At 72.4% G+C, this 26,740-nt stretch carries 24 protein-coding genes; 15 read left to right on the plus strand and 9 right to left on the minus strand.

The window, feature by feature from the left end:
* Positions 1 to 18 precede the first annotated feature (18 nt).
* The 5 genes from C8K30_RS29035 to C8K30_RS29055 all read left to right on the plus strand — a co-directional run bounded on the left by C8K30_RS29035 (position 19) and on the right by C8K30_RS29055 (position 5,037).
* Positions 19 to 894, plus strand: coding sequence for a phosphatidylinositol-specific phospholipase C/glycerophosphodiester phosphodiesterase family protein (locus C8K30_RS29035; RefSeq protein ID WP_108496389.1), 876 nt, complete (start codon positions 19 to 21; stop codon positions 892 to 894).
* Between the two features lie 168 nt (positions 895 to 1,062).
* Entirely contained in the window at positions 1,063 to 2,334 is a 1,272-nt protein-coding gene (locus tag C8K30_RS29040) for a glycoside hydrolase family 71/99-like protein (RefSeq protein WP_108496390.1), read from the plus strand.
* 82 nt (positions 2,335 to 2,416) lie between these two features.
* On the plus strand, positions 2,417 to 3,631 hold the full coding sequence (locus tag C8K30_RS29045; protein WP_108496391.1) for a macrolide family glycosyltransferase: 1,215 nt from the start codon (positions 2,417 to 2,419) through the stop codon (positions 3,629 to 3,631).
* A 3-nt stretch (positions 3,632 to 3,634) separates the two neighbouring features.
* Positions 3,635 to 4,135: a hypothetical protein gene (locus C8K30_RS29050; RefSeq protein WP_108496392.1), complete on the plus strand. Its 501-nt coding sequence runs from the start codon at positions 3,635 to 3,637 to the stop codon at positions 4,133 to 4,135.
* Positions 4,132 to 5,037: a hypothetical protein gene (locus C8K30_RS29055; protein WP_108496393.1), complete on the plus strand. Its 906-nt coding sequence runs from the start codon at positions 4,132 to 4,134 to the stop codon at positions 5,035 to 5,037. The genes C8K30_RS29050 and C8K30_RS29055 overlap by 4 nt, the downstream gene beginning before the upstream one ends.
* Here C8K30_RS29055 and C8K30_RS29060 read toward each other — a convergent pair.
* Positions 5,034 to 5,720: an alpha/beta fold hydrolase gene (locus tag C8K30_RS29060; protein WP_108496394.1), complete on the minus strand. Its 687-nt coding sequence runs from the start codon at positions 5,718 to 5,720 to the stop codon at positions 5,034 to 5,036. The genes C8K30_RS29055 and C8K30_RS29060 overlap by 4 nt on opposite strands.
* A 186-nt stretch (positions 5,721 to 5,906) precedes the next feature.
* Between C8K30_RS29060 and C8K30_RS29065 the strand changes: the two genes are divergently transcribed.
* On the plus strand, positions 5,907 to 6,479 hold the full coding sequence (locus C8K30_RS29065) for a dihydrofolate reductase family protein (protein ID WP_108496395.1): 573 nt from the start codon (positions 5,907 to 5,909) through the stop codon (positions 6,477 to 6,479).
* A gap of 14 nt (positions 6,480 to 6,493) precedes the next feature.
* Positions 6,494 to 7,444, plus strand: a complete 951-nt coding sequence (locus C8K30_RS29070) for a YafY family protein (RefSeq protein ID WP_108496396.1) — start codon at positions 6,494 to 6,496, stop codon at positions 7,442 to 7,444.
* Between the two features lie 61 nt (positions 7,445 to 7,505).
* Here C8K30_RS29070 and C8K30_RS29075 read toward each other — a convergent pair whose 3' ends face one another.
* Positions 7,506 to 8,294, minus strand: a complete 789-nt coding sequence (locus tag C8K30_RS29075; protein ID WP_158281163.1) for a CHAD domain-containing protein — start codon at positions 8,292 to 8,294, stop codon at positions 7,506 to 7,508.
* 172 nt (positions 8,295 to 8,466) lie between these two features.
* Here C8K30_RS29075 and C8K30_RS29080 point away from each other — a divergent pair, with 172 nt between their 5' ends.
* Positions 8,467 to 9,117: a GntR family transcriptional regulator gene (locus C8K30_RS29080; protein WP_108496398.1), complete on the plus strand. Its 651-nt coding sequence runs from the start codon at positions 8,467 to 8,469 to the stop codon at positions 9,115 to 9,117.
* Positions 9,118 to 9,119: 2 nt separating this feature from the next.
* A complete protein-coding gene (locus C8K30_RS29085) occupies positions 9,120 to 10,139 on the plus strand; it encodes a 1-aminocyclopropane-1-carboxylate deaminase (protein ID WP_108496399.1) in 1,020 nt (339 codons plus the stop codon).
* Between the two features lie 274 nt (positions 10,140 to 10,413).
* On the opposite strand, the gene C8K30_RS29090 is transcribed toward C8K30_RS29085, so the two are convergent.
* The 4 genes from C8K30_RS29090 to C8K30_RS29105 all read right to left on the minus strand — a co-directional run bounded on the left by C8K30_RS29090 (position 10,414) and on the right by C8K30_RS29105 (position 15,359).
* Entirely contained in the window at positions 10,414 to 12,270 is a 1,857-nt protein-coding gene (locus tag C8K30_RS29090) for a zf-HC2 domain-containing protein (protein WP_108496400.1), read from the minus strand.
* A gap of 97 nt (positions 12,271 to 12,367) precedes the next feature.
* Positions 12,368 to 12,880, minus strand: coding sequence for a DUF664 domain-containing protein (locus tag C8K30_RS29095; RefSeq protein ID WP_108496401.1), 513 nt, complete (start codon positions 12,878 to 12,880; stop codon positions 12,368 to 12,370).
* Positions 12,881 to 12,963: 83 nt separating this feature from the next.
* Positions 12,964 to 13,989: an L-idonate 5-dehydrogenase gene (locus tag C8K30_RS29100; protein ID WP_108496402.1), complete on the minus strand. Its 1,026-nt coding sequence runs from the start codon at positions 13,987 to 13,989 to the stop codon at positions 12,964 to 12,966.
* On the minus strand, positions 13,986 to 15,359 hold the full coding sequence (locus C8K30_RS29105) for an MFS transporter (protein ID WP_108496403.1): 1,374 nt from the start codon (positions 15,357 to 15,359) through the stop codon (positions 13,986 to 13,988). Before C8K30_RS29105 ends, C8K30_RS29100 begins: the two co-directional genes overlap by 4 nt.
* A 128-nt stretch (positions 15,360 to 15,487) precedes the next feature.
* On the opposite strand from C8K30_RS29105, the gene C8K30_RS29110 reads away from it, so the two are divergent.
* Entirely contained in the window at positions 15,488 to 16,198 is a 711-nt protein-coding gene (locus C8K30_RS29110) for a GntR family transcriptional regulator (RefSeq protein WP_108496404.1), read from the plus strand.
* Between the two features lie 17 nt (positions 16,199 to 16,215).
* Here C8K30_RS29110 and C8K30_RS29115 read toward each other — a convergent pair whose 3' ends face one another.
* Complete coding sequence (locus tag C8K30_RS29115; RefSeq protein WP_108496405.1) at positions 16,216 to 16,884, minus strand: response regulator transcription factor; 669 nt, start codon at positions 16,882 to 16,884, stop codon at positions 16,216 to 16,218.
* The gene (locus C8K30_RS29120; RefSeq protein WP_108496406.1) at positions 16,881 to 18,128 is read right to left on the minus strand and encodes a sensor histidine kinase; all 1,248 of its coding nucleotides are present in this window, start codon (positions 18,126 to 18,128) and stop codon (positions 16,881 to 16,883) included. The genes C8K30_RS29115 and C8K30_RS29120 overlap by 4 nt, the downstream gene beginning before the upstream one ends.
* Before the next feature lie 192 nt (positions 18,129 to 18,320).
* Between C8K30_RS29120 and C8K30_RS29125 the strand changes: the two genes are divergently transcribed.
* The 5 genes from C8K30_RS29125 to C8K30_RS29145 all read left to right on the plus strand — a co-directional run bounded on the left by C8K30_RS29125 (position 18,321) and on the right by C8K30_RS29145 (position 23,942).
* Positions 18,321 to 19,016 carry an ABC transporter ATP-binding protein gene (locus C8K30_RS29125; protein ID WP_165919770.1) on the plus strand — a complete coding sequence of 232 codons (696 nt, stop codon included), beginning with the start codon at positions 18,321 to 18,323 and terminating at the stop codon, positions 19,014 to 19,016.
* Positions 19,013 to 20,296, plus strand: coding sequence for an ABC transporter permease (locus C8K30_RS29130; RefSeq protein ID WP_108496407.1), 1,284 nt, complete (start codon positions 19,013 to 19,015; stop codon positions 20,294 to 20,296). Before C8K30_RS29125 ends, C8K30_RS29130 begins: the two co-directional genes overlap by 4 nt.
* A gap of 196 nt (positions 20,297 to 20,492) precedes the next feature.
* Positions 20,493 to 21,992, plus strand: coding sequence for an arylsulfatase (locus C8K30_RS29135; protein WP_108496408.1), 1,500 nt, complete (start codon positions 20,493 to 20,495; stop codon positions 21,990 to 21,992).
* 95 nt (positions 21,993 to 22,087) lie between these two features.
* Positions 22,088 to 23,005: a formylglycine-generating enzyme family protein gene (locus tag C8K30_RS29140; protein WP_233257555.1), complete on the plus strand. Its 918-nt coding sequence runs from the start codon at positions 22,088 to 22,090 to the stop codon at positions 23,003 to 23,005.
* 10 nt (positions 23,006 to 23,015) lie between these two features.
* Positions 23,016 to 23,942 carry an HAD family phosphatase gene (locus C8K30_RS29145; protein WP_108496410.1) on the plus strand — a complete coding sequence of 309 codons (927 nt, stop codon included), beginning with the start codon at positions 23,016 to 23,018 and terminating at the stop codon, positions 23,940 to 23,942.
* A 22-nt stretch (positions 23,943 to 23,964) separates the two neighbouring features.
* Here the strand turns inward: C8K30_RS29145 and C8K30_RS29150 are convergent, their stop codons facing one another.
* Positions 23,965 to 26,706, minus strand: coding sequence for a LuxR C-terminal-related transcriptional regulator (locus C8K30_RS29150; RefSeq protein ID WP_108496411.1), 2,742 nt, complete (start codon positions 26,704 to 26,706; stop codon positions 23,965 to 23,967).
* Positions 26,707 to 26,740 lie beyond the last annotated feature (34 nt).

A 26,740-nucleotide genomic window follows, 5' to 3' on the forward strand; every position in this document is an offset into this window, starting at 1 on the left:
CGGTACAAGGAGACGACCATGCACGGAAGAACAATCGTCGGCGCGGCCCTGGCGGCCGCCACCCTGTTCGCGGGGGTGGCCATACCGACGTCGGCCGCACCGCTCGGGGCAGGTGCCACCCTCGGTGACCCACACGACGCCGCGCACGCCCACAACGACTACGAGCACGAGCGCCCGCTCTACGACGCGCTGGCCAGCGGCTTCACCAGTGTCGAGGCGGACGTGTGGCTGGTCGACGGCGAGCTGCTCGTCGCGCACGACCTTGCGGACGTGGACCCGGACCGCACCCTGGAGAGCCTGTACCTGGACCCGCTGCGCGATCTGGTACGCGACAACCGCGGGAGCGTCTACCCCGGCTGGGACGGCAGCCTCCAGCTTCTGATCGACATCAAGTCCGACGGCGAGCCCACCTACGCCGCGGTCCACGAGGCGCTCGCCGAGCACAAGCGGATCCTGGAGCGTTCGGTGCGCGGCCACGTGCGGCCGGGTCCGGTTACCGCGGTCATCAGCGGCAACCGGCCGCTGGAGACCATGCGGTCGCAGGCCGTGCGGTACGCGTTCTACGACGGGCGGTCCGGCGACCTGGGCTCGGGCCTCCCGGCGAGCCTGATGCCGCTGGTCAGCGACAACTGGACCAAGCTCTTCACCTGGCAGGGCGAGGGCGCGATGCCCGCCGCCGAGCGCGAGCGCCTGCACGCGTTCGTGGACCAGGCGCACGACGCCGGGTATCGCGTCCGCTTCTGGGCCACGCCCGACCAGGCCGGCCCGGCCCGCGACGCGGTGTGGACCGAGCTGGCCGACGCCGGGGTGGACCACATGAACACCGACGACCTGGCGGGCCTGGACGAGTTCCTGACCGAGCTGGACGCCGCCCCGGGTGGCCGGTCGAGGTGACGTTCGCGGGGCGCTCGGCGGGATTACTTGACTCAGGAAATTAGGTAGTTTCGCCGATGCGCCGGCGCCCCCGGTCACGGGATGCTCGCCCCGAACGATGCGACGCGGACCTGACCCGGGGCGCACGACGACGACGTCGTGGCGCCACCTCGACGATCGGAGAACCTCATGACCATCTCCAGGCGTTCCTTCCTCAGCCTCTCCGCAGCCGTCGCGGCGACGGCGGCCGCTGCGCCCTCGGCCGCCTCTGCCGTGCCGATGGTCCCGGACGCTTTCGGGGCGGCAGCCGTCGCCGTGAGCCCGCCCGGCGACGTCGTCGGAAAGATCACTGCCGGCTACCAGGGCTGGTTCGCCTGCCGGGGCGACGGTGCCCCGATCAACCTGTGGTGGCACTGGGCCCGCCAGGCGGACCAGCCGCCGTCGATCACGAACTCCGCGATCAAGTCGTGGCCCGACACCCGCGAGTACGCGACCACGTACGGGACGGGGTTTCCCGCGCTGAACGACGGACGCCTTGCCCACCTCTTCTCGTCGTACGACCAGCAGACCGTCGACGTCCACTTCCGCTGGATGGCGGAGAACGGGATCCACACGGCGGCGCTGCAGCGGTTCAACCCGTTCGGCGGCGAGGGGCCGACGCGCGACGCCGTCGCCGACCGGGTGCGCTCCGCGGCGGAGCGGACCGGCCGGAAGTACTACATCATGTACGACGTCAGCGACTGGCTCTCGATGCGGACGCAGATCACGCAGGACTGGGCGACGAAGATGTCGGCCCACACCGGCTCCTCCGCCTACGCACGGCAGAACGGTATGCCGGTGGTGGGGATCTGGGGCTTCGGGTTCAACGACCCGCAGCGTCCGTTCACCCCGGAGGAGTGCCAGGAGGTCATCGACTGGTTCAAGGGCCAGGGCGTCTACGTCATGGGTGGCGTGCCCACGTGGTGGCGCACGCTGGGTGAGGACTCCCGGCAGGGATTCGCGGACGTGTACCGCTCGTTCCACATGATCTCGCCGTGGCTCGTCGGCCGGATCAGCAACGTCGGCGGTGCCGACCAGTTCTACGACGTCGCGACCGTTCCCGACCTGGCGGAGTGCAACCGGCTGGGCATCGACTACCAGCCCTGCGTGCTGCCCGGTGACCTGCAGGAGCGGCACCGTGCGCACGGCGACTTCATGTGGCGGCAGTTCTACAACCACGCGCGGGCGGGGGTGGCGAGCGCCTACATCTCGATGTTCGACGAGTACAACGAGGGCAACCAGATCGCCAAGACCGCGGCGACGGCGGGGGACGTGCCGGCGGGCTCGGGCATCTGGGCGCTCGACGAGGACGGGACGGCCTGCTCGTCGGACTACTACCTGCGCCTGACGAACGACGGAGGGCGCATGCTGCGGGGCGAGCTGCCTGTCACCTCGCTGCGGCCCACGCCTCCCCAGCCGTAGTCCCGGAGCGTTGTCACAGATCCGTCCTCCGCCCGGTCTACCTAGCGACACCGACCGTCGGTGATTGCGAGGAGGGTGGGCCATGAGCACGATCGCGTTCCTCAACATCCCGCTGCACGGGCACGTCAACCCGACCCTGCCGGTCGTCGCCGAGCTGGTCCGTCGCGGCCACCGGGTCACCTATTACACGTCGCCCGCGTTCTCGAAGGAGATCGAGGCCACCGGCGCGACCGTCTTTCTCTACCCCGGCGGAGACCAGCCGCTCCCTGACCCGCCCATGCCAGTCACGATGCTGGACGGGCTGGCGGGCGCCGCCGTCGGGCTGCTGCCTGCAGTGCTCTCCGACCTGCGTCGCGAACGGCCCGACCTGATCGTCCACGGCGCCGCCTGTCCCTGGGGCGCGGTCGCGGCCCGCGAGCTGCGGGTGCCGGCGGCCTCGACCTTCACCACGTTCGCGTTCAACCGGAGCGCGCCGAGCCCCACCGGCGCGTCGTGGGCGCTCCTGGCACAGGCGGCGACCCGGCCGCGGAACGTCGGGTCCTACCTCCGGTCCCGGTGGACGCTGTCCCGCCGGTACGCGGCGCGTGGCCTGCCGCTGTTCGACCTGGCGAACGTCCGGCAGCCCCTCAACCTGGTCTTCACCTCGCGTGTGTTCCAGCCGCTGGCGGAGGTTCTCGACGAGTCGTACCGGTTCGTGGGGCCCAGCCTCGGCGCTCGCCTGCCCGACCCCGCCTTCCCCGGAGACCTGCTGCGCGACCCCGTCCTGTACGTCTCGCTGGGTACGGTGTTCGACGCCGCACCGAGCCTGCTGCGCACCTTCGCCTCAGCGCTCGCGCCGCTGGGCGGCACCACGATCATCTCCACGGGACACACCGATCCCGCCGCGCTGGGACCGTTGCCGGACAACGTGCTCGCGCACCGCTTCGTGCCCCAGACCGAGGTCCTGGCTCGCGCCGCGCTGTTCGTCACCCATGGCGGGATGAACAGCGTCAACGAGGCGATGTACGCGGGAGTCCCCATGCTGGTGGTGCCGCAGGGGGCCGACCAGCCGCTGGTCGCCGGACGCGTCGTCGAGCTCGGCGCGGGGCTGTCGATGCGCACGGGGGACGTCACCGAGGAGTCGGTCCGTGGTCTGGCCCGGAGTCTGCTGGACGAGCCGCGGTTCCAGGTCGCGTCGGCCGCCATGCAGCTCGCCCAGCGCGAGGCCGGAGGGTACGCGCGCGCCGTCGACGAGCTGGAGCAGTACCTGCACCGGATCGGCGAGGCCGCGCCGCGAGCGTCGAGACGGGAGCGCTGACCGGTGTCGCCCTCGGTGATCACCCTGCTGCTGCTCGCCGGGCTCTCCGAGTCCGCCGGGCGGATCCTGCCGTTGCTCGCCCGCCGCGCCGCAGTGTCGCGGACCCGGGTGCCGCCGCCCATCGTCTTCGGGATGCTCCTGACCGGCGCCGTGGTCGAGTGCGCCATCTTCGCGCTCTGGCCGCTGACGGCGTCGGCCCTCGCCGAGCTGGTGGCCGGACCGGTTCCGGGCACCGCGCTGACCTGGACGCCCGCCCTCGTCGCCCCGCTGGTCCTGACCGCCGTCCTCGCGTTCCCGCTGATCGGGCCGCTGCTGCACGGGCTGCTGATCGTCGGGGTCGGGCTGAGCCTGGTCGACCCGCTCGCCACGGCGTCGGGCCTGGCGTGGTGGCCCGCCGCGGCCTGCGTGGCCGGCGCGGGGCTGGGGCTGGCCGCCGTCGTCAGCCTGCTCCGGCACCTGGTCGCGCGGATCACGTCCACCATGGCGCTGGAGGTGCCGGCATGAGCGTGCTCCTGCTGCTCGTCCTGGTGCTCGGTCCGATCCTGCTCGCCGAGGGGCTGCTCGCGCGCTACGAGGTGATGGTCTACACGGCCGGCTGGCGCAGGCCGACGCCCGAGCTCCCGCAGGGCATGCCGTATGCCCGTGGCGCCGACCCGGACCGCCCGCCGGATGCCTACCTGGTCTACCTGGACGGCATCGGGAAGCGTCGCTTCACGGACACCCGCGACGGCGGCCAGCTCGTCAAGGCCGTGCTCGACGGGGCGCCCGAGCTGCGCGTCCTGGGGCAGGTGCAGCCCTACTCGCCGGTGGCCGCGCCGCTCGTCGACCGGCCCGTGTGGGAGTGGCTGCGCCATCACGTCGGGCTGCTGCTGTTCCTGCACAACGCGATGCAGACCTTCGTCGCGGCCGACAGCCGCTACCGCCCGCTGTACAACCGCGCCGTGGGCGCCCAGATCGCCGATCAGCTACGGCAGGCCGGGTACGAGCCCGACAACGGCATCCCCGTGGTGCTCCTCAGCTACAGCGGGGGCGCGCAGGTCGCCACCGGCGCGGCGGACGAGCTTTACGCCGAGCTGCGCGCCCCGCTCCTGCTCATCAGCATCGGCGGGTTCCACAACGGCGCGAACGATCTCACCCACGTAGCGCGCATGCACGTGCTCACCAGCACCCGGGACCGGATCGAGCGGGTGAGCGCCTGGATCTTCCCCGAACGCTGGCGGCTGTTCCGGCGCAGCGCGTGGAACCGCGCCGTCGACGCGGGGAAGGTCGTCGTGCACCGGCTCGAGCCGGCCACCCACGTCGGGCCGCTGAGCTACATCAGCCCGACGGCGAAGCTGCCGGACGGCCGCAGCCACCTCGACCGCACCACCGAGCTGGTGCTGGCGACCGTCCGGGCCTTCCCCTAGACGCTCTCCGCCGCCGACGCCAGCACCGCCGCGAGCTCGGCCGGCCGGCTGAACATGGGCCAGTGGCCCGAGTCGAGGTCGACGAGGTCGACGTGCTTGGCCCGGGCGAGCTCGGGTACGTCGCCGGCGTCGATCCACTCCTTGGCCTGGGCGGGCGTGAACTCCGGGCACACCACCACGACGGGGACGTCGAACCGGCGCTCGTCGGTCAGGTGCACAACGGCCCGGGCGACCCCCTCGGGGACGGGGACGGCCTTGTCGGCGAACGTGCGCCGCGCCGCGTCGTCGAGGTCGGCGGAGTCCGGCCCCGCGAACGGCTCCCAGCCGGGGAACTGCATGACGCCGTCCGTGATCTCGAACAGGTCGGCGTAGAGCTTGCCGTCGTCCCAGGGGAAACCGCCGACCAGGGCGACCCCGGCAACCTGCTCGGGCCGCGCGTCGACGGCGAGCCAGGCCAGGGTGCAGGCGGCGGAGTGCCCCACGACCAGGGGTTTCTCCGACGCCGCGTCCACGGCCGCGAGCACGGTGGCGACCTGGTCGTCGAGCGTGGCCGACGTCGACCCGTCGCCCTGGCCCGGGAGCGGGACCGGCACGGGGTGGTGGCCGAGCGCCTCGAGCTCGGGCACGACGTCGTCCCAGGCCGAACCGTCTAGCCAGAGGCCTCCGATGAGCAGGATGTCCATGATCGTTTCTCCCGTGCTGATCCGTGGTGAGCCGGCGTGCGGCCGGCGACTCCTACGCTAAGACCGGTTCCGGACGTTCTGCTTCCGGATCAGTTCCCGGGGTGCCGATGAGTTTCCCGCGACCCCCTCGTCTGTCCCCGTAGAGCGCCGCACCAGGCGGCCACCACAAAACAAGGAGAACCTCAAATGCGCACCATCGTCGCCACGCACTTCGTCTCGCTCGACGGCAAGGTCGACCCGACCGGCGGCGACCCCGCGCTGCACGACACGGCGTGGACCTTCAAGACGGTCGACTCCCTGCCGGAGATGTACGAGCTCAAGAGCCAGGAGCAGGAGGAAGCCGGCGCACTGCTGCTCGGCCGGACCAGCTACCAGATGTTCGCGCCCGTCTGGCCGAAGATGGACGAGTTCGTGCGCTACAACACTCTGCCCAAGTACGTCGTCTCCACCACGCTCACCGAGGACGACCTGGTCGACAACTGGGGCGAGACCACCATCCTGCGCTCGCTGGACGACGTCGCGAAGCTCAAGGAGACCGACGGCGCCGAGATCCAGGTGCACGGCAGCGTGAGCCTCACCCGGGCGCTCGCGGACGCCGGGCTCGTCGACGCGTACCACCTGCTCGTCTTCCCCGTGCTCCTGGGCCAGGGCAAGCCGCTGTTCAGCGACGCCGACAAGGCCGCCCAGAAGCTCCGGCTGGTCGAGCACGAGGCGTACAAGAACGGCGTCCAGAAGCAGATCTTCGAGGTGGTGCGCTGACATAGCCTGCAGGGGTGCCGTCCGAGACCAGCCCCACCGCCCGCGCGCTCCGCGCGCTGGAGATCCTGCAGACCCGTCCGGGTACGACGGCGGACGACCTCGCCCAGCGGCTGGGCGTCACGGAGCGGGCCGCCCGGAGGTACGTCGAGATCCTCCGCGAGGCGGGCATCCCCGTCTCGTCGACGCGCGGCCCGCACGGGGGCTACCGCCTCGGGCGCGGGACGCGGCTCCCGCCGGTCACGTTCACGCAGACCGAGGCGCTGGGCCTGGTCATGGCGGTGCTCCACGCGCACCCGGACGCCGACGACCTCGTGAGCACCGCCCTCGGCAAGGTCATCCGGGCGCTGCCCGAGGACGTCGGCCGGCAGGCGGCCACGCTGCGCGAGCACGCGTCCGCCACCCCCGACCGGTACGCCGCCCGCCCGGACACCGCCATCACCAGTGCGCTCGTCGCGGCCATCGCCGCCCGACGGCGCGTGCTGGTCACCTACCGGGGCGAGTCCGGCAGCGAGTGGGTCGCCGAGGTCGATCCCTGGGCCGTCGTCGTCCGCTACGGGCGCTGGTACCTCCTGTGCCACTCCCACCGCGCCGGCGCCGTTCGCACCTACCGCGTCGACCGGGTCCTCGCCGTCGAGCACACGAACCAGGGGTTCGAACCGCCCGCCGACCTCGACCCCGTGACCGCGCTCGAGGAGCACCTCGGCACCGGGTGGCAGTTCGCCACGCGCGTCGTGTTCGACGCCCCGCTCGCCGACGTCGCGCCCTGGGTCGGGGCGCAGATGGGGCGGCTCGAGGCGTCGGGCGAGGGGTGCGTGCTGGTGGGCACCACACGGAACCCGGCGATGTACGCGGGGGAGTGGCTCGCGACCGTGCCCTTCCCCTTCCGGGTGGAGGAGGGGCCCGAGCTGCGGGAAGCGGTCAAGGCGCTCGCGGAGCGGCTCGCCGCGGCGGTGGCGGAGCCCTGACCCGGCTGCCGCCGACCTGGCCGGCCGTCGACCGGATCGCTCGCCCGCGGGCAACCGGCCCTCACGAGCGCGCGCACGCCTCCAGCTCGCCGAGCGCGGTCGGCAGCTCCGCCAGGGCGGTGAGCGCGCGTTCCTGGGAGAGGTCGACGAGGGTGTCGTACGCCTCGGAACCGTCCGCGTGCTCGCGGACGTGGTCGGCCAGCAGCAGGGCGTCGCGGTGGTCGCCGAGCACGGACTGGATCCGGTGGCCGGCGGCGCCGAGGTCCTTGGTCCTGCTGCCGAGCAGCCCGACGGGCGCCTGGGTGATCGCGTCGCACGTGTGCCGCAGGCGGCGCGCGGCCTTCCGCAGCTCGTGGGCGGTCTCGGGATCCCCGAGCCGGCGGGCGGCGTCGAGCGTGCGGGCGGTCTGACGGCGCACGGCCCGGCGTGCCGCCTTCTTCGCCGGCCGCGACGCTCGTTCGCCGAGCCGGGGTGCTGCGGCCCATTCGGCCAGCAGCCTGGCGAGGTCGCGGCTCCGGCGTGAGCGGGTCCAGCGGACCGCGTCGGCGTGCGCCTGTGCCTGCGCTGCCCGGAGCGGGTCGACCAGCGCGGAGCGGGCAGCATCGGGGAGGCCGACGGCGTCCGCGGCCGCTGCGGCCTGCTCCGCCCGGACCTCCAGGTCGCGCGCCTGGCCCAGCACGTCGCCCCACTCCTTGAGCCGGGACCGGAGCTTGGCGGCCGCGTCCTTGTCGAGGTACCTGCGGAACGCGGCGAGGACGTTGCGCAGGCGACGCACCGAGGTGCGCAGGCCGTGCACGGCGTCGGGCTCGTCGGCCAGCGCTGCCGGGACACCGTCCTGGATCTGGCGCACCAGGTCGCCGACCGCGAGGGTGAGCAGATCGCCCGCGGTCTCGGGACGGGGCGTGGGGGAGGTGGTGATCCGGCCAGGCTATCGCGCACGGCCGGCCGGGCGGGGCCGCACCGACCGTGGCGACCAGCTTACGCGTTTGCTCGGCGGGCGCGATCGGTATGTAATATATTGCATGCCCATTCCGGAGAACGCGCCGGCGATCGATCGTCGTCTCCTGCGTGACGACGTCTACGGCCGCCTCCGTGACGCCATCGTCGACGGCAGCCTCGCGCCGGGGGAGCAGCTGCGCGACGCCGAGCTCGCGGCCGGGCTCGGGGTCAGCCGCACCCCGGTGCGCGAGGCGCTGCTCCGCCTGGCGGAAGCCGGGCTGGTCGTGGCCCGGCCCGGCCGCTCGACGGCGGTGAGCTCGCTGGACCTGCGCGCCGTCCGGGACGCCCGCGACGTGGTCGCCGCGATGCACGGGGTGGCCGTGCGGGAGGCGGTCGGAAGCCTCACGGAGGACGACCTCGAAGCCATGCGCGAGGCCAACCGCCAGTTCCGCACGGCGATCGACAAAGGCGACGTCGATGCGGCGATGCGCGCCGACGACGCCCTGCACGGCGTCCCCGTGGCGGTCGCGACGAACCGGGCGCTGGTCTCGGTCCTCGACCAGTTCACGCCGGTACTGCGCCGCGCGGAACGACTGCGGTTCTCCTCACTGGATGGGCGCGCGTCCTTCGCCCGGCACGACGAGCTGATCCGGCTGTGTGCCGCCGGGGACGCGGACCGGGCGGCGGCGGTCGCCTTCGACACCTGGCACACCCTGCCCACCGACGAGGAGTAACCATGGCTCTGTCCGACTTCCCCCGCCACCAGCTGACCTTCGGACCGAGCCCGGTCCATCCGCTGCCGCGGCTGAGCGCTTACCTCGGGGGCGCGTCGGTCTGGGCCAAGCGGGAGGACTGCAACTCGGGCCTCGCGTACGGCGGAAACAAGACCCGCAAGCTGGAGTACATCGTCCCGGACGCGCTCGCGCAGGGCGCGGACACGCTGGTGTCGATCGGCGGGTACCAGTCCAACCACACGCGTCAGGTCGCCGCGGTGGCCGCTTCGCTGGGCCTCAAGGCGGTGCTGGTGCAGGAGAACTGGGTCGACTGGCCCGACCCCCTCGCCGACCGCGTCGGCAACATCATGCTCAGCCGGATCATGGGTGCGGAGGTCCGGCTCGACCCGGCCGGCTTCGGCATCGGCTTCAAGGACTCCTGGACCCGCGCGATCGACGAGGTGAGGGAGCGGGGCGGCACGCCCTACCCGATCCCGGCGGGGGCCTCCGACCACCGGCTCGGCGGCCTCGGGTTCGCGCGCTGGGCGTACGAGGTCCAGGAGCAGGAACGTGAGCTGGGCGTCTTCTTCGACACCGTCGTCGTCTGCGCGGTCACCGGCTCGACCCACGCCGGCATGATCGCCGGGTTCGCCGCGCTCGAGGAGGCGGGCGGCCGGCCGCGCCGGGTGATCGGGATCGACGCCAGCGCGAAGCTCGACGAGACCCGGGACCAGGTCGCGCGGATCGCACGCGCGACGGCCGAGCTGATCGGCGTCGGGCGGCCGCTGCGGGACGACGAGATCACCGTCCTGCCCGGATGGGCCGGGGACCTGTACGGGATCCCGGTGGAGTCGACGCTCGACGCGATCCGGCTCACCGGCCGGCTCGAGGGCGTCATCATCGACCCGGTCTACGAGGGCAAGTCGATGGCCGGCCTGATCGACCTCGTCACCAGTGGCGAGATCCCGGACACGTCCACCGTCCTCTACGCCCACCTGGGCGGCCAGCCGGCCCTGAACGCCTACAGCGGGCTGTTCCGGTGACGTGTCGGGCCCACAGGTCACCTTGGTGACCCGTGGGCCCGGCACGGACGTGGTCAGGTGAGGGGCGCTCGGATGACCTCAACGCCGAGGGCCTCGATCCGGTCGGCGTCGGCGTCGGCGAGCGTCCGACGTCGGACCGCACGTTGTCGCGCTCGCGGGCCGCTTCCAACGCGATCTGGCCTGAAATGAGCGCTCCACGCATTCCGGATCGTGTGTGGAAGCGGACCTTCGGCAGGGTGTCGACCCCAGCCCGTCCGCGCGCGGCAGACGCCGCTCAGTCGGTGCTGCGGGTCCAGCGCTCCCAGAGCCACAGGATGAAGACGATCAGCAGGAAGGCAGGTATGCCTGCGACGCCGAGCCTGGCGAACCAGCTCGTCAGCTCGGCGCCGATGCCGGGCCTCGCGCCGTCGGCGGTGGTGGACCCTTCGCTACCGGCGTCCTCGTCGTTGGTGGCGTTGCCGCCACGGCCGTCGGTGCCGTCGGTGTCGTTGCTGCCACCGCGACCGCCACCGTTGTCGGTGTCGTCGGTGTCGTCGGTGCCGGACTGGTCGCCTGCGGCGCCGTCGGACGGGTCGGCTCCGGGCGACGCGTCCGACCCGCTGCCCTCCTCGGATGCGCCCCTCGGGATGCCGAGCTCGGCGAACCAGTTCGTCAGCGCATCACCTAGACCCGGGTTCGCGCCGTTGCCGGTGCTCGGTGCCTCGCCATCGTCGCTGCCGTTCTCGCCTTCGTTGCCGGACGCGCTGCCTCCAGGACCGGTGTCAGACGGGTCAGTCCCGGATGGTGAGCCCGACTCGGGATCCTCCTCGGACGCGTGGTTCGGTCCGGCGTCCGACGGCGGGGCGGGCGGCTGCTCCGCCTCGTCCGGCGTCGCCCCGGCCGCTTGGGCGTCGTCCTCGTCGGCCGGTCCCTCTGCAGAGCCACCGCTGCTGCTGTCTCCGTCGCTGCCTCCCTCTCCGTCGCCGTCGCTGTCGCTGTCTCCGCTAGTGCTGCCAACCTTGCCGTCGGCGGCATCTGTCCCGCCGTCGGTGCCACTGGCGCTGTCGCCTGCGCCGCTGTCGGCCCCGCGGTCCGCAGCGCCACTTCCGGCCCCGCCGTCCGCACCGCCTGCTCCACCGCTCGCAGCGCCACCGTCCGTGTCGGCTCCACCGCCACTGCCTGCACCACCGCCGCCTCCGCCTTCGCCACTGCCCGCACCGCCGCTGCCTGCACCGCCGCCTCCGCCGGCCCCGGGGTTGGCGGCGGATTCGGCAGCGGGGGGATCGTCGGGCTGGTTTGCGATCAGGGCCGCGGCACCGCCGCCGATCCCGAGCGCGGCAAGCACAGCCGCCGCGATGGCCGCCTCCTGCTTGCCGAACGAAGGCTTCGGCGCGCCCGCGCCGGCCGCCCCCGCCCCGGCGGCGGCACCGGCGCCCAGTGCGCCCAGCGCGCCGGTGGCCACGGCACCAGCGACGAGGTGCTGGCCGAGGTCACGGAGCATCCAGGAGACCTCCCGCACGTCCATGAAGGCCCGGGTGCACTCCGCGCAGCCGTCCATGTGCGCTTCGACGTGGCCTCGGCGGCGGGGCAGGAGGCGGCCCTTGAGGTAGTCGTGCATGGCGGCGCGGGTGGTGCGGCACTCGGGTTCGTTGACGGCCTGGGCATGGGCGGCGGCGAACGCTCCGGCGAGGCGTTCCTCGGCGCGGCGCAGCCGCATGGTCACGGCGTGGGGTCGGACGCCGAGGTCGCCCGCGATGTCGGTGACGGCCCTGTCATGGACGTGGCGGTCGAAGAGGATCTTGCGGTCGTCGTCGGCGAGCTTGGACAGGGCGGAGCGGAGCATGGTGACGTCGGCCTGGCGTTCGGCGCCGGCGACTGGGGGTGTGAGGCCGTCGAGGGTGTCGTCCTCGACCGGGCGGGTGCGTCCGGCCTCGCGGGTCATGGAGATGGCTTCGTTGACCGCGGCTCGTCGCCAGTAGGGGGCGGGGTCCTCGATGGTGGTGCCGGTGGAGACGAGGCGGACCATCTTCTCGAGGGCGCGGCTGGCGGCTTCCTCGGCGTCGATGCCGGGCACGCGTGCTGCGACGGAACGCACCACGTTCGGGCGGTGCACCACCCAGTCGTCGAACCGTGCCTCGCTTGCGGCAGTCATACCGGTCTGCCCCCTTCCCGCACGGGATAATTCCACCGGGGTCGGGGGCGCGCGCGATGAATCGCACGATTTGCGTTGACGCACGATTTGGTCGGTCTCAGCGTCGCCGCAGCGCGAGACCCCGGACGTACGACGCCTGGCCGGCGTGCTGCATGTCGTCGTTGATGATGCTGATCAGCCGGACGCCGAGCGTGACCGGCGGGTTCCACGACTCGTCGACGACCCGCGTGAGATCGTCGTCGGACAGGCGGGCCAGGTACCGCACCGTCTGGTCGTGCACGGCGTCGTGGTACCCCGTGAGCAGGTCGCCGGACGGTACGCGGACGGCAGCGACGTCGTCGGCGTCGTGCCCGTAGCCCGTGTCCTCCGCCGGGAACGGCAGGCCGAACCTGCGGTCCCAGCCGTCGTCGGACCAGACCTGGCTGGTGCCCGCGGCGTCGGCGATGTGGTCGTCCTGGACCCGGGTCAGGTGCCAGACGAGCCAGACGATCGAGTTCGCGCCGTCGTCGACGCGGTACGCGAGCTCGTCCGCGGTCAGCCCCATGACCGAGCTGTGCACCGTCTTCTGGATCCGGCCGAACGCGTCCACCAGCAGATCCGTACCACGCATTGATCGTCCCCTTTCAGGCCGCGGCATCCACGGACACGATGCCACAGCGGCCCCGGCGAGCGCTGGGGTTTCAGGCGTGGCGATCAGGTGGCGGAGAGCCGGATCATCACCTTGCTGCTCCCCGGTCCCGCCGCCGCGGCGAGCGCCTCGCCGGCCTGGCCGATGTCAAAGCGGTGGGTGACCACGCCGGACACGTCGAGCCCGTCGCGCAGGGCGCCCAGGGCGTCGCTGATCTCCTCGACGAACCGGTAGGCGCCGATCCAGGTGATCTCGCGGGTGACGAGGTCGCCGAGGACCGCGGGGGCGGCGGAGCCGGGGAGGTTGCCGACCTGGACGAGGGTTCCGCCGCGGGCGGTGGCCCGCAGCACGCCGCCGAGGGCCGCGGGGGCTCCGGAGGCCTCGAAGACGAGCTCGCAGTCGTCGGGCAGGCGGTCGCCGTGGCCGACGTCGAGCACCCGGTCTGCGCCCAGCTCCTTGGCCACTGCCAGGGAGCTGGGCGAGACGTCGGCGGCGGTGACCGACGCGGCGCCGCGGAACTTCGCGGCGGCCACGACGAGGCAGCCGATCGGCCCGGCGCCGTTGACGACGACGTCGCGGCCGCGGACGTCGCCCGCGCGGTTGACCGCGTGCATCGCCACGGCCAGCGGCTCGGCGAGGGCACCGTGCTCCGTGCTGACGCCGTCGGGCAGCTTGCGCAGCTGTTCGGCAGGGACGGCCCGCAGCTCGCTGAACCCGCCGTCGGTGTGCGGGTGGAAGGCCGCCGACCCGAAGTACCTGACCTGGGAGTGGAGGTTGGTCCGTCCGGCGAGCCGCTGCGGCAGGACGGATCCCGCCGCGGCCCGCGCCGGGTGCACGGTGACGGGCAGCCCTGGGTCCCAGCCGTGGACCCCTGGCCCGCTCGTGACCACCCGCCCGGCCACCTCGTGGCCGAGGACGAGCGGGTCGCGCAGGACGGCGGTGCCCGAGGCGCCGTGCTTCCAGTAGGACACGTCCGACCCGCAGACGCCGCCCCACTCCATCGCGACGACGACCTCGCCGGGCCGGGCAACGGGGTCGGGGCGCTCCTCGACCCGGAGGTCGCCGGCGCCGTGCACGACTACCGCCCTCATGCGGCGTCCTCGAGCTGGACGAGGTCGCGGCCCCGGGTCTCGGGGGCGAGGCGGGCGGCCACCAGGGTGATGGTCGAGTAGACGACGAGCATCGCGGCGATCGGCCACCAGCTGCCGGTGGCTGCGGTGAGCGACGCGGCGACGACCGGCCCGATCGCGGTGGCGAGGATGCCGCCGATCTCCTTGGAGAGCGCGAGCTGGGTGAACCGGGTCCGGGCGCCGAACAGCTCGGCCATCGTCACGCTCTCCAGGGCGAACAGGCCCAGGACGCCCAGGTTCAGGCCGGCGATCATGCCGAACAGGAGCGCCGCCGTGCTGCCGCTGGTGATCATCAGCATCATCGGGAACGCGAACGCGATGGTGAGCAGGGACAGCGCGGTGTACATCGAGCGCCGGCCGAAGCGGTCGCCCAGCAGGCCGACCAGGGGCACGGTCACGAAGCCCACGATGGAGCCCCACATGATCGCCTCGGTGGGCAGGGCCCGGTCCATGGCCAGGCTGGTGGCTATGTAGCCGACCAGGAAGGTCTGCACCAGCCCGGAGTTGCCGGCCTGGCCGAACCGCAGGGCCAGCGCCAGGAAGAACGCCTTGCCCTTGCGCTGCGCCAGGGCGGCCTCGAGCACCGGTGCGGCGTCGGCCTCCTTGACCTCGGCGCGGGTGAGGGCGACGCCGTCGACCACGTCGGGCCGGGCCTCGAAGACCGGGCTCTCCTTCACGTTCCGGCGGATCCAGACCGCGAAGATCATCAGGACGAAGCTGAGCAGGAACGGCAGCCGCCAGCCCCAGCTCAGGAGCTGCTCCTCGCTGAGCACGACCAGCAGCAGCGCCCACAGGGCCGACGCCGCCAGGGTCCCGGAGTTGGTGCCGAGCGAGACCAGCGAGGCGACCAGGCCGCGCCGCTTGACGGGCGCGTACTCCGCGAGCATGACGGTGGCGCCCGCGATCTCCGCCCCGGCGCCGAAGCCCTGCACCAGGCGCAGCAGAACCAGCAGGATCGGCGCCGTGATGCCGATCGTCTGGTACGTCGGCAGGACGCCGATCAGCGTCGTCGACACGCCCATCAGGGCGATCGTCAGGAACAGCACCCTGCGCCGTCCGATCCGGTCGCCCATCCGGCCGAAGTAGACGGCGCCCGCGAGCCGCGCCACGTACCCGACCCCGTAGGTCGCCATCGCGGCGATGAGGGCGATCGCCGGGCTGACGCCGGGAAAGAAGATCTGGTTGAAGACGATCGCGGCCGCCAGGGAGTACAGCTGGAAGTCCATGAACTCCATGGCCGTGCCGAGCCAGCCGGACACGGCCGCCTTGGTGAGGTCCTTGGTCGACCGGGTGACTGCGTTTCCTGGTGGTGTCATAGCGATGTCCGCCATGGGGATGCTCCTTGCCTTCTTGACTGACGTCGTTGTCCGACGGCCCGACGGCCGATGTGTGGCAGCGCTTGTATGTAAGCAGCGTCGACAAGGCGTGTCAACCGCCCCGGTGTGGGAGACTCCTTCGCATGGGGCAAGTCTCGAACCGGTCCAACCGACGCGTCGTCTACGAGACGCTGCGCCGCAAGGTGCTGACCCTCGAGCTGCCGCCCGGCGCCTCCCTGTCGGAGAACGAGCTCGCCGCATCCCTCGGGGTCAGCCGCACGCCCGTCCGCGAGAGCCTGATCCTGCTCGGCGAGGAGGGCCTCGTCCGGGTGTTCCCCAAGGTCGGGTCCTTCGTGTCCCGGGTCGACGCCGCGCGCGTCGCGGACGCTCAGTTCCTCCGCGAGGCCGTAGAGCTGGCCGCGTTCGACGACATCCCGGCAACCCTCGACCCCGACCTGCTCGCCGAGCTGCGAACCAACCTGGAGCAGCAGCGGGCGCCCGGCCTCGACCTCGAGACGTTCTTCGGGCTCGACGAGGCATTCCACCACGGGCTGCTGCGCCTCAGCGGGCACGGCAGCGCCTGGTCGACAGTCGTCGCGGCCAAGGGACACCTGGATCGGGCGCGCCGCCTCGGCCTGCACGAGACCAACGGCATGGACCGGTTCGTCGACGAGCACCACGCCATCCTCGACGCGGTGGTGGCCGGCGACATCTCCGGCGCACGCACCAGCCTGCGGTCCCACCTGCGCGCCGTCTTCGACGACATCGAGAAGACCCGCCGGCGCTCACCCGAGCTCTTCGCCGCGGACGACGGCACCGTCCCGGTCCGCCGCAGCATCGCCGTCTGGGAGTAGCGCCCACAACCAAGGGGCTAGCGGCCGCCCGGCTGGACCAGGCCGTTCTCGTACGCCGCTATGACTAGCTGCGCGCGGTCGTGGGCGTTCAGCTTTGTCATGATGCGGTTGACGTGCGTCTTGGCGGTGTGCGGCGAGATCGCCAGCAGGTCCGCGATATCGCCGTTGGACCGGCCCGTGCCCACCAGCGCGAGCACCTCCGACTCGCGCTCCGTCAGATCGTCCAGCGCACGCGGCGGCTCGCTCGTGTGCAGGCGGGCCGAGTGCACGTACCGGTCGATCAGGGTGCGGGTCGCCGTGGGGGACAGGAGCGCATCACCCCGGTGCACCGCCCGGATCGCGGCCGCGATCTCCTCGCGCTCCGCCCCCTTGCCGATGAAGCCGCTCGCCCCCGCGCGCAGCGCCGCCACTATGTACTCGTCCTCCTCGAACGTCGTCAGCACCAGGACCCGCACCGCCGAGAGGTCCGGGTCCGCGCAGATCTCGCGCGTCGCGGCGATGCCGTCCATGCCCGGCATGCGGATGTCCATCAGGACGAGGTCCGGACGGCGCTCGCGGGCGAGGGCCAGCGCCTGGTGCCCGTCGGCGGCCTCGCCCGCGATCGCGAGGTCGCCGCTGTGCGTGATGAGGTCGGCGATCGCCGAGCGGATGAGCGCCTGGTCGTCCGCGATGAGGACCGAGATCATGAACCTTCTCCGGTTGAGGGCGGTACGGCGGCGGGCGCCTCGGCGTCGGGCCTGCGCGGGTCGGTCGGCAGGTCGACGTCGAGCTGCCAGGTGCTCAGCCCGGTCCGGCCGTAGCGGAGCGTGCCGCGCACCGACTCCACGCGCTCGCGCGCCCCGACGAGGCCGTGACCGGCCGCGGCGCCGTCCGCCGCCGTCGGGCCCGGTTGGGCGGAGCGGGCGGGCTGGGCGGACTGGGCGGGTAGGGCGGGGATGGGGTTGGACACGGTGAGGTGCAGCCTGCCCGGCACGTACTGGACGACGACGTGCGCGCGGTGCTCGGTGCCGTGCTTGTGGGCGTTGGTGAGCGCCTCCTGGATGACGCGCAGCGCGACGACGTCGACGGCAGCAGGCAGCTCGCGCGCCTCGCCGAGCCGGCGGACCGTCACGTCGAGGCCGTGCCCGCGGAACTCCCGCAGGATGTCGTCGAGCTGGGCCAGGCTGACCGGCCCGGTACCCGACGAGCCGGGGTCACGCAGCGTGGCCAGCAGGTCGCCGATCTGCGCGAGCACGGTCCTGGAGGCGCCGCGGATGACGGCGAGCGAGTGCTGGGCGTCGTCCGGCCGCTCGCGCAGCGCGGACGACGCGACACCGGCGTGCAGGTTGATGACGGCGATCTGGTGCGCGACGGCGTCGTGCAGGTCGCGGGCGATGGCGAGCCGGTCCTCCGCGACCCGCTGGTGGGCGAGGGCCTCCCGGGTGGCCTCGGCGCGCTCGGCTCGCTCGGTGATGGCGAGGAACCGCTCGCGCTGGACCCGGCCCAGGTCGCCCAGCGCGCCGAAGAGCAGGATGAGGAGCAGGAACTGCATGGCTCCGCGCCCGACGGCGATGCCGCCCGCGACCCCCACGAGGACGCCGGCGGAGAGGACCACCCACAGGGCTCGCCGGCGGGGCAGCCTGCCGGCAGCGGTGAACGCGGCGATCGCCGCCGCAAGCACGACCCCGGGGTTGAACAGCCCGAGCGGCACGGTCAGCCAGACCAGGCCCACGATCGCCGCGACGGTGGTGACGGGCAGCCGGCGGCGCAGGAGGAGCAGCGCGGCCGCGACGAGCGTGATCGCGACGACGTCGCCGTGCCATTCGACGCCCACGTCCTCGCTGACCGGGAGGGGGCCTGCACCCACCACGACGGCGGACGCGACGGCGTGGCCGACCCATGCCGGGGGGCGGGGCACAGGGCCCAGCCACACCTCGTTGCTTCGTGGCATCTCGTCCCCCTTGCTCGCGGCGCCATGCCAAGCATCCCGCACGCGACATGCCCGCGCGTCCCGCCCGGGTGGTATCCGGGAGTACTACCAGCGCGGTACACAAGAGTCATCGCTGGACTGATTCGCGCGGGCCCATCGAGGACGAGAGTTGGTCACGTCAACACCTCCGGCAACACGAGAGAGGCGGCCGACGTGGCATCCCCACTGCTTTCCGTCAGCAACCTGCACAAGACCTACGGGTCCGGCCCGAGCGCCTTCGAGGCGCTCAAGGGCATGGACCTGGACATCGCCCAGGGCGAGTCCATAGCGATCATCGGCAAGAGCGGCTCGGGCAAGTCGACCCTGATGCACCTGCTCGCCCTGCTCGACCGGCCGACGTCGGGGACCATCACCCTGGACGGGACGGACACGTCCAAGCTCTCCGCCAAGCAGCTCAACCAGACCCGGAACAGCGCCTTCGGGTTCGTCTTCCAGCAGTTCTTCCTCAACGCCCAGGCCAGCGTCCTGGACAACGTGACGCTCCCGCTGAAGATCGCCGGGGTCTCGCGGCGCGAGCGCACCGCCCGCGGGATCGCCGCCCTCGCCCAGCTCGAGCTGGACGACAAGGCCGGCAACAAGGCCAACGACCTGTCCGGTGGGCAGAAGCAGCGCGTGGTCATCGCGCGGGCACTGATCAACCAGCCGCGCGTGATCTTCGCCGACGAGCCGACCGGAAACCTGGACACGGCCACCGGCGCGGTAGTGGAGGACATCCTCTTCGACCTCAACCGGCGCCAGGGCATCAACCTGGTCGTCGTCACGCACGACGAGGACCTCGCCTCCCGCTGCGACCGCAGCATCTACATCCGCGACGGCCTGATCGCCTCGCCCGCGGGGGTGGCGGCATGAAGACCGTCGACATCGTCACCACCGCCTTCCGCAACGCCTTCCGGTCCAGGCTGCGGACCAGCCTGACCGTGCTCGCCATCTTCATCGGCGCCTTCACGCTGTCCCTGACCAACGGCCTGGGCACCGGCATCAACCAGTACATCGACGACACGGTCGCCTCCGTCGGGGTCGACGACGTCATGACCGTCACCAAGGCGAGCGAGACCGAGCCCACCGACGGCGGCCCCGTCGAGTACGACCCCAACCAGATCGCCGCCGAGGGACCGCCCGGAACGACGGCGACCGCCCTGACCGACGACGACATCGACACCATCGCCGGAATCGACGGCGTGCAGAGCATCGAGCCGGTCAAGAACATCACCACCGACTACGTCCAGTACGACGACGGGGACAAGTACCAGCTCGCGGTCTCCCAGTTCGTGCCCGGGATGAAGGTCGAGCTCGCGGCCGGCCAGCAGGTCGACCTCGACGCCGCCGACCCCGAGCTCGTGCTGCCCGAGAGCTACCTCGAGCCGCTGGACCTCGGCACCGCCGGGGACGCCGTCGGGCAGACCGTCGTGCTGGCCGTCACCGACGGCACCGGAACCCAGGTGACGACCGAGGCGACCGTCGTCGGCGTCGCCGAGCCCGGCGTGATCAGCATGTCCGGCGCGATTCCGAACGACACCCTCACCAACAAGCTCTACGACCTGCAGACCACTGGCGCGCCCGAGGCGGAGGCCACGCGCTACGCGCAGGCCTCGGTCACGTTCGACGCCGCCGCAGGCGACGAGGCGACCCAGGCCCTGAAGGACCGGCTGGAGGACGCCGGCTACACCGCCAGCACCCTCGAGGACCAGCTCGGCACGATCACCTCGGTGATCGACGCGATTGTGCTCGTCCTGAACGGGTTCGCCGTGATCGCGCTGATCGCCGCGGGCATCGGGATCGTCAACACCCTCTTCATGGCGGTCCAGGAGCGCACGCGCGAGGTCGGGCTCATGAAGGCGATGGGGCTCTCCAGCGGCCGCGTCTTCTCCCTGTTCAGCATCGAGGCGGTGGTCATCGGCCTGGTCGGCAGCGCCCTGGGCGTGCTGGCCGCGATCGGCGTCGGGCAGCTCGTCGGCGGCATCTCCGGGGACCTCCTGGCGAACCTCCCGGGGCTGACGCTGATCGCCTTCGAGCCGGTCACGGTCGCCGCCGTCGTCCTGGGCGTGATGGCCATCGCGTTCCTGGCCGGCACGCTGCCCGCCCTGCGGGCGGCCAGGCAGGACCCGATCTCGTCGCTGCGCTACGAGTAGACGGCGCCGCCCGCGTCGGGCCAGGCGTACGGGTCACAGGAGTGGCCCGTACGCCTGACCCGTCGCTGCGGCGGTCCCAGCGGGCGACGGGACAGGGCGTGCAGGGCCCTTCACCCGTTCTGGGGGAGGCAGGGCGTCAACGCCCCGGCGAGCATGAGATCGGGCAGCTCGCATCGCCGACTCAGGGGGAGACGTCATGGCCGATACGCCGAACATCCTCGTCATCTGGGGCGATGACATCGGGATGACCAACATCAGCGCCTACTCCGCCGGGGTGATGGGTTACCGGACGGAGAACATCGACCGGATAGCCGCAGAGGGCGCGCTCTTCACCGACTACTACGGGGAGCAGAGCTGCACCGCCGGCCGGGCGGCGTTCATCACCGGGCAGAACCCGTACCGGACCGGGCTGACGAAGGTCGGCATGCCGGGCGCGAAGGTCGGTCTGCAGCCCGAGGACCCGACGATCGCCACGGCGCTCAAGGAGCAGGGCTACGCGACCGGCCAGTTCGGCAAGAACCACCTCGGCGACAGGGACGAGCACCTGCCGACCATGCACGGATTCGACGAGTTCTTCGGCAACCTCTACCACCTCAACGCCGAGGAGGAGCCGGAGCTGGACGACTACCCGACGCCGGAGGAGTTCCCCGACTTCCGCAAGAACTTCGGTCCGCGCGGGGTGCTCCACACGTGGGCGAACGGGGACGGCACGCAGCGCATCGAGGACACCGGCCCGCTGACCCGCGAGCGCATGCGAACCGTCGACGACGAGTTCCGTGACGCGGCGCTCGCCTTCATGCGGGACAAGGCCGGCAGCGACCAGCCGTTCTTCGTCTGGTTCAACTCGACGCACATGCACTTCCGCACCCATGGCAAGCCGGAGAGCAAGGGGCGGGCCGGCCGGTGGCAGTCGGAGTACCACGACACGATGCTCGACCACGACGACGTCGTCGGCAGCCTGCTGGACGAGCTGGACCGGCTCGGCATCGCCGAGAACACGATAGTCATCTACTCCACGGACAACGGCCCGCACATGAACAGCTGGCCCGACGCCGGGATGACGCCGTTCCGCAACGAGAAGAACTCCAACTGGGAGGGCGCCTACCGCGTCCCGGCGATGGTGCGCTGGCCAGGCCGGATCCCGGCGGGCACCGTGCTCAACGGGCTCTTCAGCCACAACGACTGGTTCGTGACGCTGCTGGCGGCGGCTGGCGAGCCCGCCATAGCGGACAAGCTCAAGGAGGGCACCGAGCTCGCCGGCACCCGGTACAAGGTGCACCTGGACGGCCACGACCAGCTCGCCTATCTGACCGGTGGGACCGCCGAGTCACCGCGCAGGCACTTCTTCTACGTCTCCGACGACGGAGACCTCACCGGGCTGCGCTTCGACAACTGGAAGTTCATCTTCCTCGAGCAGCGCGCCGCCGGCACCCTCGACATCTGGCTCGAACCCTACGTGGAGCTGCGTGCTCCGAAGATCTTCAACCTGCGGACCGACCCGTTCGAGCGCGCCGACATCACCTCCAACAGCTACTTCGACTGGATGCTGGACCACGTCTGGCTCCTCGTTCCGGCGCAGGCGTACGTGGGCCAGATGCTGACCACGCTGAAGGAGTTTCCCGCCCGCCAGAAGCCGGCGACGTTCAACATCGACCAGGTGCTCGCCAAGCTCGAGTCGGGCGTCCCGAGCGCATGACGGCGCACACCGGCCAACTTCGCTCGCACGGTGCCGGTCCAGCGGACGACGCCCGCGCCGCCGACGTCGTCCGGCTCGACGGCGGGGTGTTCCGGATGGGCTCCGACGACCACTATCCCGAGGAGACGCCCGCGCACCCCGTGCGGGTGGACGGGTTCCGGATCGACCGGTTCGCCGTGACCAACGCGCAGTTCGACGCGTTCGTCGCGGCCACCGGATACGTGACCGTGGCCGAGCGTCCGCTGGACCCGGCGCTCTATCCGGGCGCGCCGCCCGAGAACCTCGCGCCCGGGTCGATGGTGTTCACCCCGACCTCCGGGCCGGTCGACCTGCGGCACCTCAGCCAGTGGTGGGCCTGGGTCCCGGGCGCGTCCTGGCGCCGTCCGGAGGGGCCCGGCTCCGGGATCGACGACCGCGGGGACCACCCGGTGGTCCAGGTCGCCCATGAGGACGCCGCGGCCTACGCCGCGTGGGCAGGCGTCGACCTGCCGACGGAGGCCCAGTGGGAGTACGCGGCCCGGGGCGGTCTGGAGGGCGCGGTGTTCACCTGGGGCAACGAGCCCCGGCCCGCGGGCAGCATCCTGGCGAACACCTGGGACGGGCCCGATTTCCCGTGGCGGTCCACCGGCGAGTCGGGCTGGTCTCGCACTGCGCCGGTCGGGTCGTTCCCGCCGAACGGGTACGGCCTGTTCGACATGGCGGGGAACGTCTGGGAGTGGACCGACGACTGGTGGACCGACCGGCACACGGACGCCGTGCCCGAACCGTGCTGCGCACCCGTGAACCCCCGCGGCGGGGACGCCGAGGCCAGCCGCGACCCGCGCCAGCCGCAGTTCGCGGTCCCGCGCAAGGTCGTCAAGGGCGGGTCCTTCCTCTGCGCCGACACCTACTGCCTCCGCTACCGCCCCGCGGCGCGCCGGCCGCAGCCCGTCGACACCGGGATGAGCCACGTGGGCTTCCGCTGCGTCCGCGACGACATCGCCCCCGCCATGCCGTCGGGCGCAGTCTGCTGAGGGCTGTGCCATGACCGACGTCGAACCACTCCCGTCCTGGCGGCCCGGCCGGACCCGGGACACGCTGCTCGGCTTCCTCGCGGACGCCGCGTCGATCGATCCCGAGGACCGGGTCGCCTACTTCGACAACGACGGCACGCTGTGGTGCGAGCGGCCGACGTACGTGCAGTACGAGTTCTACCTCGACGCGCTGCGGCGTCGGGTCCGCGAGGATCCGACGCTCGCCCAGGGGGCCGAGTTCCGCGCAGTGCTCGAAGGCGACATCGCCGCGGTCGGGGAGATCGGGCTCGAACGCATCGCTCTGGCGCTGGCGGGCCTCTTCCAGGGCATCGAGCCCGGTGCATTCACACAGGAGGTTCGGACGTTCCTCCGCACCAGCACCCACCCGACCCTGGGCCGCTCCGTGAGCGCGGTCCGCTACCGCCCGATGCTTGAGCTCCTCGACGCACTGCGGGAGCTGGACTTCTCGATCGGCGTCGTGACCGGGGGCGGCACCGAGTTCGTCCGTTCGGTCAGCCGGGAGCTGTACGGCGTGCCACCCGAACGAGTGGTCGGGACCATGATCGCGTACGAGCTCGGGCAGGACGTCGCAGGACGGCCGGCCCTCCAGCGCACCGCCCGTGTTCTTGGCGACGTCAACGAGGGCGCCACCAAGGTGACGAACATCCAGACATATCTCGGCAGGCCTCCGGTGCTGGCCGCGGGGAACTCGGCCGGCGACACGGAGCTCCTCGAATGGGCCGCTGCTGCCGACGGGCCGCACCTGTCGCTCCTGGTCGATCACGACGACCCGGACCGGGAGTTCGCGTACGTCAGCGAGGCGCAGACCTTCGCGGCCGGCGAGCCGATCACGGCGACGGCTCAGCGGCTCGGCTGGACGACCGTCAGCATGAAGCACGACTGGGACACCGTGTTCGCCGAGAACGGTCACGGCTAGCCGGGGCGCTCGCGCCCCGCCGTCAGAGCAGGTGGAAGCTCCGCGCGATCTTGAGCGCCTCGCTGCGGCGGGACGCCGCCAGCTTGGTGTACAGGCTCGACACGTGCGTCTTGACGGTGTTCTCCGAGACGAACAGCGCGGCGGCGATGTCCGCGTAGGTCGCGCCGCGGGCCAGCTCGTTGAGGACCTCCCGCTCGCGCGGGCTGAGGGCCGGCGGGACGAGGGCGTGGCTCACGTCGTCGAGCTCGCGCGGCGTCGCGGTCGTCGAGGCAAAGAGGGCAGTCACGTCGGGCCGCCTGGTCGCCCTCGCGGTGAGCTCGTGCACCCAGGGGGTGGTCGGATGCTCGGCCAGCCGCCTCAGCAGCGTCCCGACAGGCGTGCCCTGCCGTGCCCAGCCGAGGAAGGGCACGGCGTTCCGGCGGGCCTCGGTGACCAGGATCGCGTCCGTGAGGCAGTCCCGCGAGCGCGACTGGTCGCCCAGCGCGTCGTGCAGCTGCGCCTCGCACACCAGCGCGAGCGCGCGCGTGGGCGGCTGGGAGTAGGCGGCGTCGGCCGCGGCGGCCTCGAACGCGGCGGCCGCGCCCCGGCGGTTGCCGTCGCGGTCTGCGCGGAGACCCTGGACGAGCGCCGCCTCGCCGACCGCGCCGAGCGAGTCGAGAGTGCTGTGCAGCAGCTTGAGCGTCTCGCGGTCGCTCGCCAGCGTCGCGACGAACGCACGCTCCACGAGCAGCGCGACCCGGAGGTGCTCGGGAAGCTGGTCGTCCGTCAGCCGCAGGCACTCGCCGGGGCCGGTGAGGATGCGCTGAGCCTCGGCCACGTTGCCGGCGAGGACCTCCTGCCGGGCGCCCAGGACGCGGAACCAGAAGCGGGTGCACAGGTCGGCGCCGTGGCAGCGGTCGTCGATGACCGGCGACTCGGCCGGCCGGGTCGGAGTCGGGACGTCGAGCAGACGCGCGAGGAGCTGAGCGAGGCCCGCCCGCGTCGCGACGAACGGCAGCGTCCGCGCCCCCGGGGCGTCGGCGGCGACGAGGACCTCGTTGGCGAGCTCGACGCACGCGTTCTCGCGACCGCGCATGTACTGGGTGAAGGCGAGGTGGCTCAGGGCGCAGGTCCCGAGCGGCGTGAGTCCCTGGCTGCGCGACAGGCTGATCGCGAGGGTCAGGCTGGTCTCGGCCTCGGTGAGCTCACCCAGCCAGTTCTGCGCCACCCCGAGCTCGTTGGCCAGCACGGGCAGGACGTCGGCGTTTGCCTCGCGCACGGCGGGGCGCGTCTGCGACGCGACCACAACGCGCTTCGCGTGGCCGACGGCGGCGTAGGCCGGTTCGAGCCCCAGGGCGACCCGCCACAGCCGGACACAGGCGACCGCCGCGTCGAGATCGTCCGTACGGGCGCCACGCCAGGAGCGGGCCGTCCCCCGCCGGGCATCCAGCAGCCGCTCTCCCCAGTGACGCGCCCCTTCGACGTCGTCCCGGATCCAGCAGCCGAGGGCGATCGCGAACCAGACGTCCGGACGGCTCTCGACGATCTCGGGCTCGGCCCGGACGAACTCGCCCACCTCGTCGCGCTCGCCCTGGTTCAGCATCATGCGAATGCCGTCGCGCGCGAGGACTTCGGCGGCCTCGCTGGGTGCTCCCACGCGGACGAGGCGGGCGAAGGCCTCGGACAGGTCGCCCCGCGCCATGTCGAGCCGGACGGCGCGGATCACCGTAGAGCGGGCGCGCGCCGCATCGACGCCGCCGGCGGCAAGCCGGTGCCGGACCACCTCCGCCAGGAGCGGATGGACCCGGAAGCCGCCCACGGCCGGCGAGTCATGGTGGTCCTCACGGATCACCAGCAGGCCGGTGTTTTCCAGCTCGGCGAGGATCTCTCCCGCGTGCTGGTCGTGCGTGAGGTGGGCCGCCGTCGGCACACTGACCATCCGCTCGCCGGCGATGCACAGCAGCAGGTGCCGCTGCCGCGGGGTCAGGGTGCTGAAGACCTCGCCCGCCACGCTCGCGGCGATCGGGATCACGTCGTGGGCCAGCAGGCGGGCGGCGGTCGCCTGGTCCGGTGCGGCGCTCAGGCTGCGGGCGGCCAGGACGGCGGCGGCGCACCAGCCGTCGGCGTGCTCCCTGACGGCGTCGATCACCTGCTTGTTGTCGGTTCGGGCGTGCGCCGTCACGAGGGAAGCACACTCGGTGTCGGTCAGCCGCAGCAGGTCACCCCGCAGGAACGTGAAGTTGCCGAGGAGCTCCGGGACGAGCCGGGTCAGTGGCAGGACCCAGTGGCTCAGCAGGAGGATCCGCATGGACTCGGGGGCGGTGCCGAGGCGCCCGTCGATGCGGCGCAGCGTTGCGGGCGGGAGCAGGTGGGCGTCGTCGACCACGACCAGGGGCGGCGACGTGCCCGGTTCCTGAGGCGGTCCGGGGCCGTCGAGGGCGGCGTCGAGGCGTTCGGGCGTCCACGAGGTGTCGGCGCGGATCCAGACGGCGTCCTCGGCGGGTGCCGGCGCCGCGTGCCTCAGCCATCCGGCCACGCCCAGCGTCTTCCCGGCTCCGCCCGGGGCGACGAGCACGGTGACGGAACCCTTGACCGCCTCGTCGAGCCGCTGCCACAGGCGCAGCCGCGGTACGTAGATCCGCGGCAGGCATGGCGTGAGACCGTCGTCGGCCGGTCGGCGAGCCCCGGCCGGCGCGTGCGGCGAGGGCGGCACGTGCGTCAGCCGCGGCCCCCGCGACGCGAGGGCGACGCCACGACGGGCGGCGGGGCGCTGATCGGAAGGCATCCGCGGCGTCCTCCACTCGAAAGGCGAAGTGGCA

Source organism: Promicromonospora sp. AC04, assembly GCF_003058225.1.
GTDB lineage: Bacteria > Actinomycetota > Actinomycetes > Actinomycetales > Cellulomonadaceae > Promicromonospora.

Bases quoted from the DNA above. Each gene is read 5' to 3' on its own strand.
- C8K30_RS29120 (WP_108496406.1), bottom strand. From the start codon at position 18,128: ATGCCACGAAGCAACGAGGTGTGGCTGGGCCCTGTGCCCCGCCCCCCG.
- C8K30_RS29145 (WP_108496410.1), top strand. From the start codon at position 23,016: ATGACCGACGTCGAACCACTCCCGTCCTGGCGGCCCGGCCGGACCCGG.
- C8K30_RS29150 (WP_108496411.1), bottom strand. From the start codon at position 26,706: ATGCCTTCCGATCAGCGCCCCGCCGCCCGTCGTGGCGTCGCCCTCGCG.
- C8K30_RS29080 (WP_108496398.1), top strand. From the start codon at position 8,467: ATGCCCATTCCGGAGAACGCGCCGGCGATCGATCGTCGTCTCCTGCGT.
- C8K30_RS29100 (WP_108496402.1), bottom strand. From the start codon at position 13,989: ATGAGGGCGGTAGTCGTGCACGGCGCCGGCGACCTCCGGGTCGAGGAG.
- C8K30_RS29040 (WP_108496390.1), top strand. From the start codon at position 1,063: ATGACCATCTCCAGGCGTTCCTTCCTCAGCCTCTCCGCAGCCGTCGCG.
- C8K30_RS29135 (WP_108496408.1), top strand. From the start codon at position 20,493: ATGGCCGATACGCCGAACATCCTCGTCATCTGGGGCGATGACATCGGG.
- C8K30_RS29065 (WP_108496395.1), top strand. From the start codon at position 5,907: ATGCGCACCATCGTCGCCACGCACTTCGTCTCGCTCGACGGCAAGGTC.
- C8K30_RS29090 (WP_108496400.1), bottom strand. From the start codon at position 12,270: ATGACTGCCGCAAGCGAGGCACGGTTCGACGACTGGGTGGTGCACCGC.
- C8K30_RS29130 (WP_108496407.1), top strand. From the start codon at position 19,013: ATGAAGACCGTCGACATCGTCACCACCGCCTTCCGCAACGCCTTCCGG.
- C8K30_RS29140 (WP_233257555.1), top strand. From the start codon at position 22,088: ATGGGCTCCGACGACCACTATCCCGAGGAGACGCCCGCGCACCCCGTG.
- C8K30_RS29095 (WP_108496401.1), bottom strand. From the start codon at position 12,880: ATGCGTGGTACGGATCTGCTGGTGGACGCGTTCGGCCGGATCCAGAAG.
- C8K30_RS29110 (WP_108496404.1), top strand. From the start codon at position 15,488: ATGGGGCAAGTCTCGAACCGGTCCAACCGACGCGTCGTCTACGAGACG.
- C8K30_RS29060 (WP_108496394.1), bottom strand. From the start codon at position 5,720: ATGGACATCCTGCTCATCGGAGGCCTCTGGCTAGACGGTTCGGCCTGG.
- C8K30_RS29055 (WP_108496393.1), top strand. From the start codon at position 4,132: ATGAGCGTGCTCCTGCTGCTCGTCCTGGTGCTCGGTCCGATCCTGCTC.
- C8K30_RS29105 (WP_108496403.1), bottom strand. From the start codon at position 15,359: ATGGCGGACATCGCTATGACACCACCAGGAAACGCAGTCACCCGGTCG.
- C8K30_RS29045 (WP_108496391.1), top strand. From the start codon at position 2,417: ATGAGCACGATCGCGTTCCTCAACATCCCGCTGCACGGGCACGTCAAC.
- C8K30_RS29035 (WP_108496389.1), top strand. From the start codon at position 19: ATGCACGGAAGAACAATCGTCGGCGCGGCCCTGGCGGCCGCCACCCTG.
- C8K30_RS29085 (WP_108496399.1), top strand. From the start codon at position 9,120: ATGGCTCTGTCCGACTTCCCCCGCCACCAGCTGACCTTCGGACCGAGC.
- C8K30_RS29115 (WP_108496405.1), bottom strand. From the start codon at position 16,884: ATGATCTCGGTCCTCATCGCGGACGACCAGGCGCTCATCCGCTCGGCG.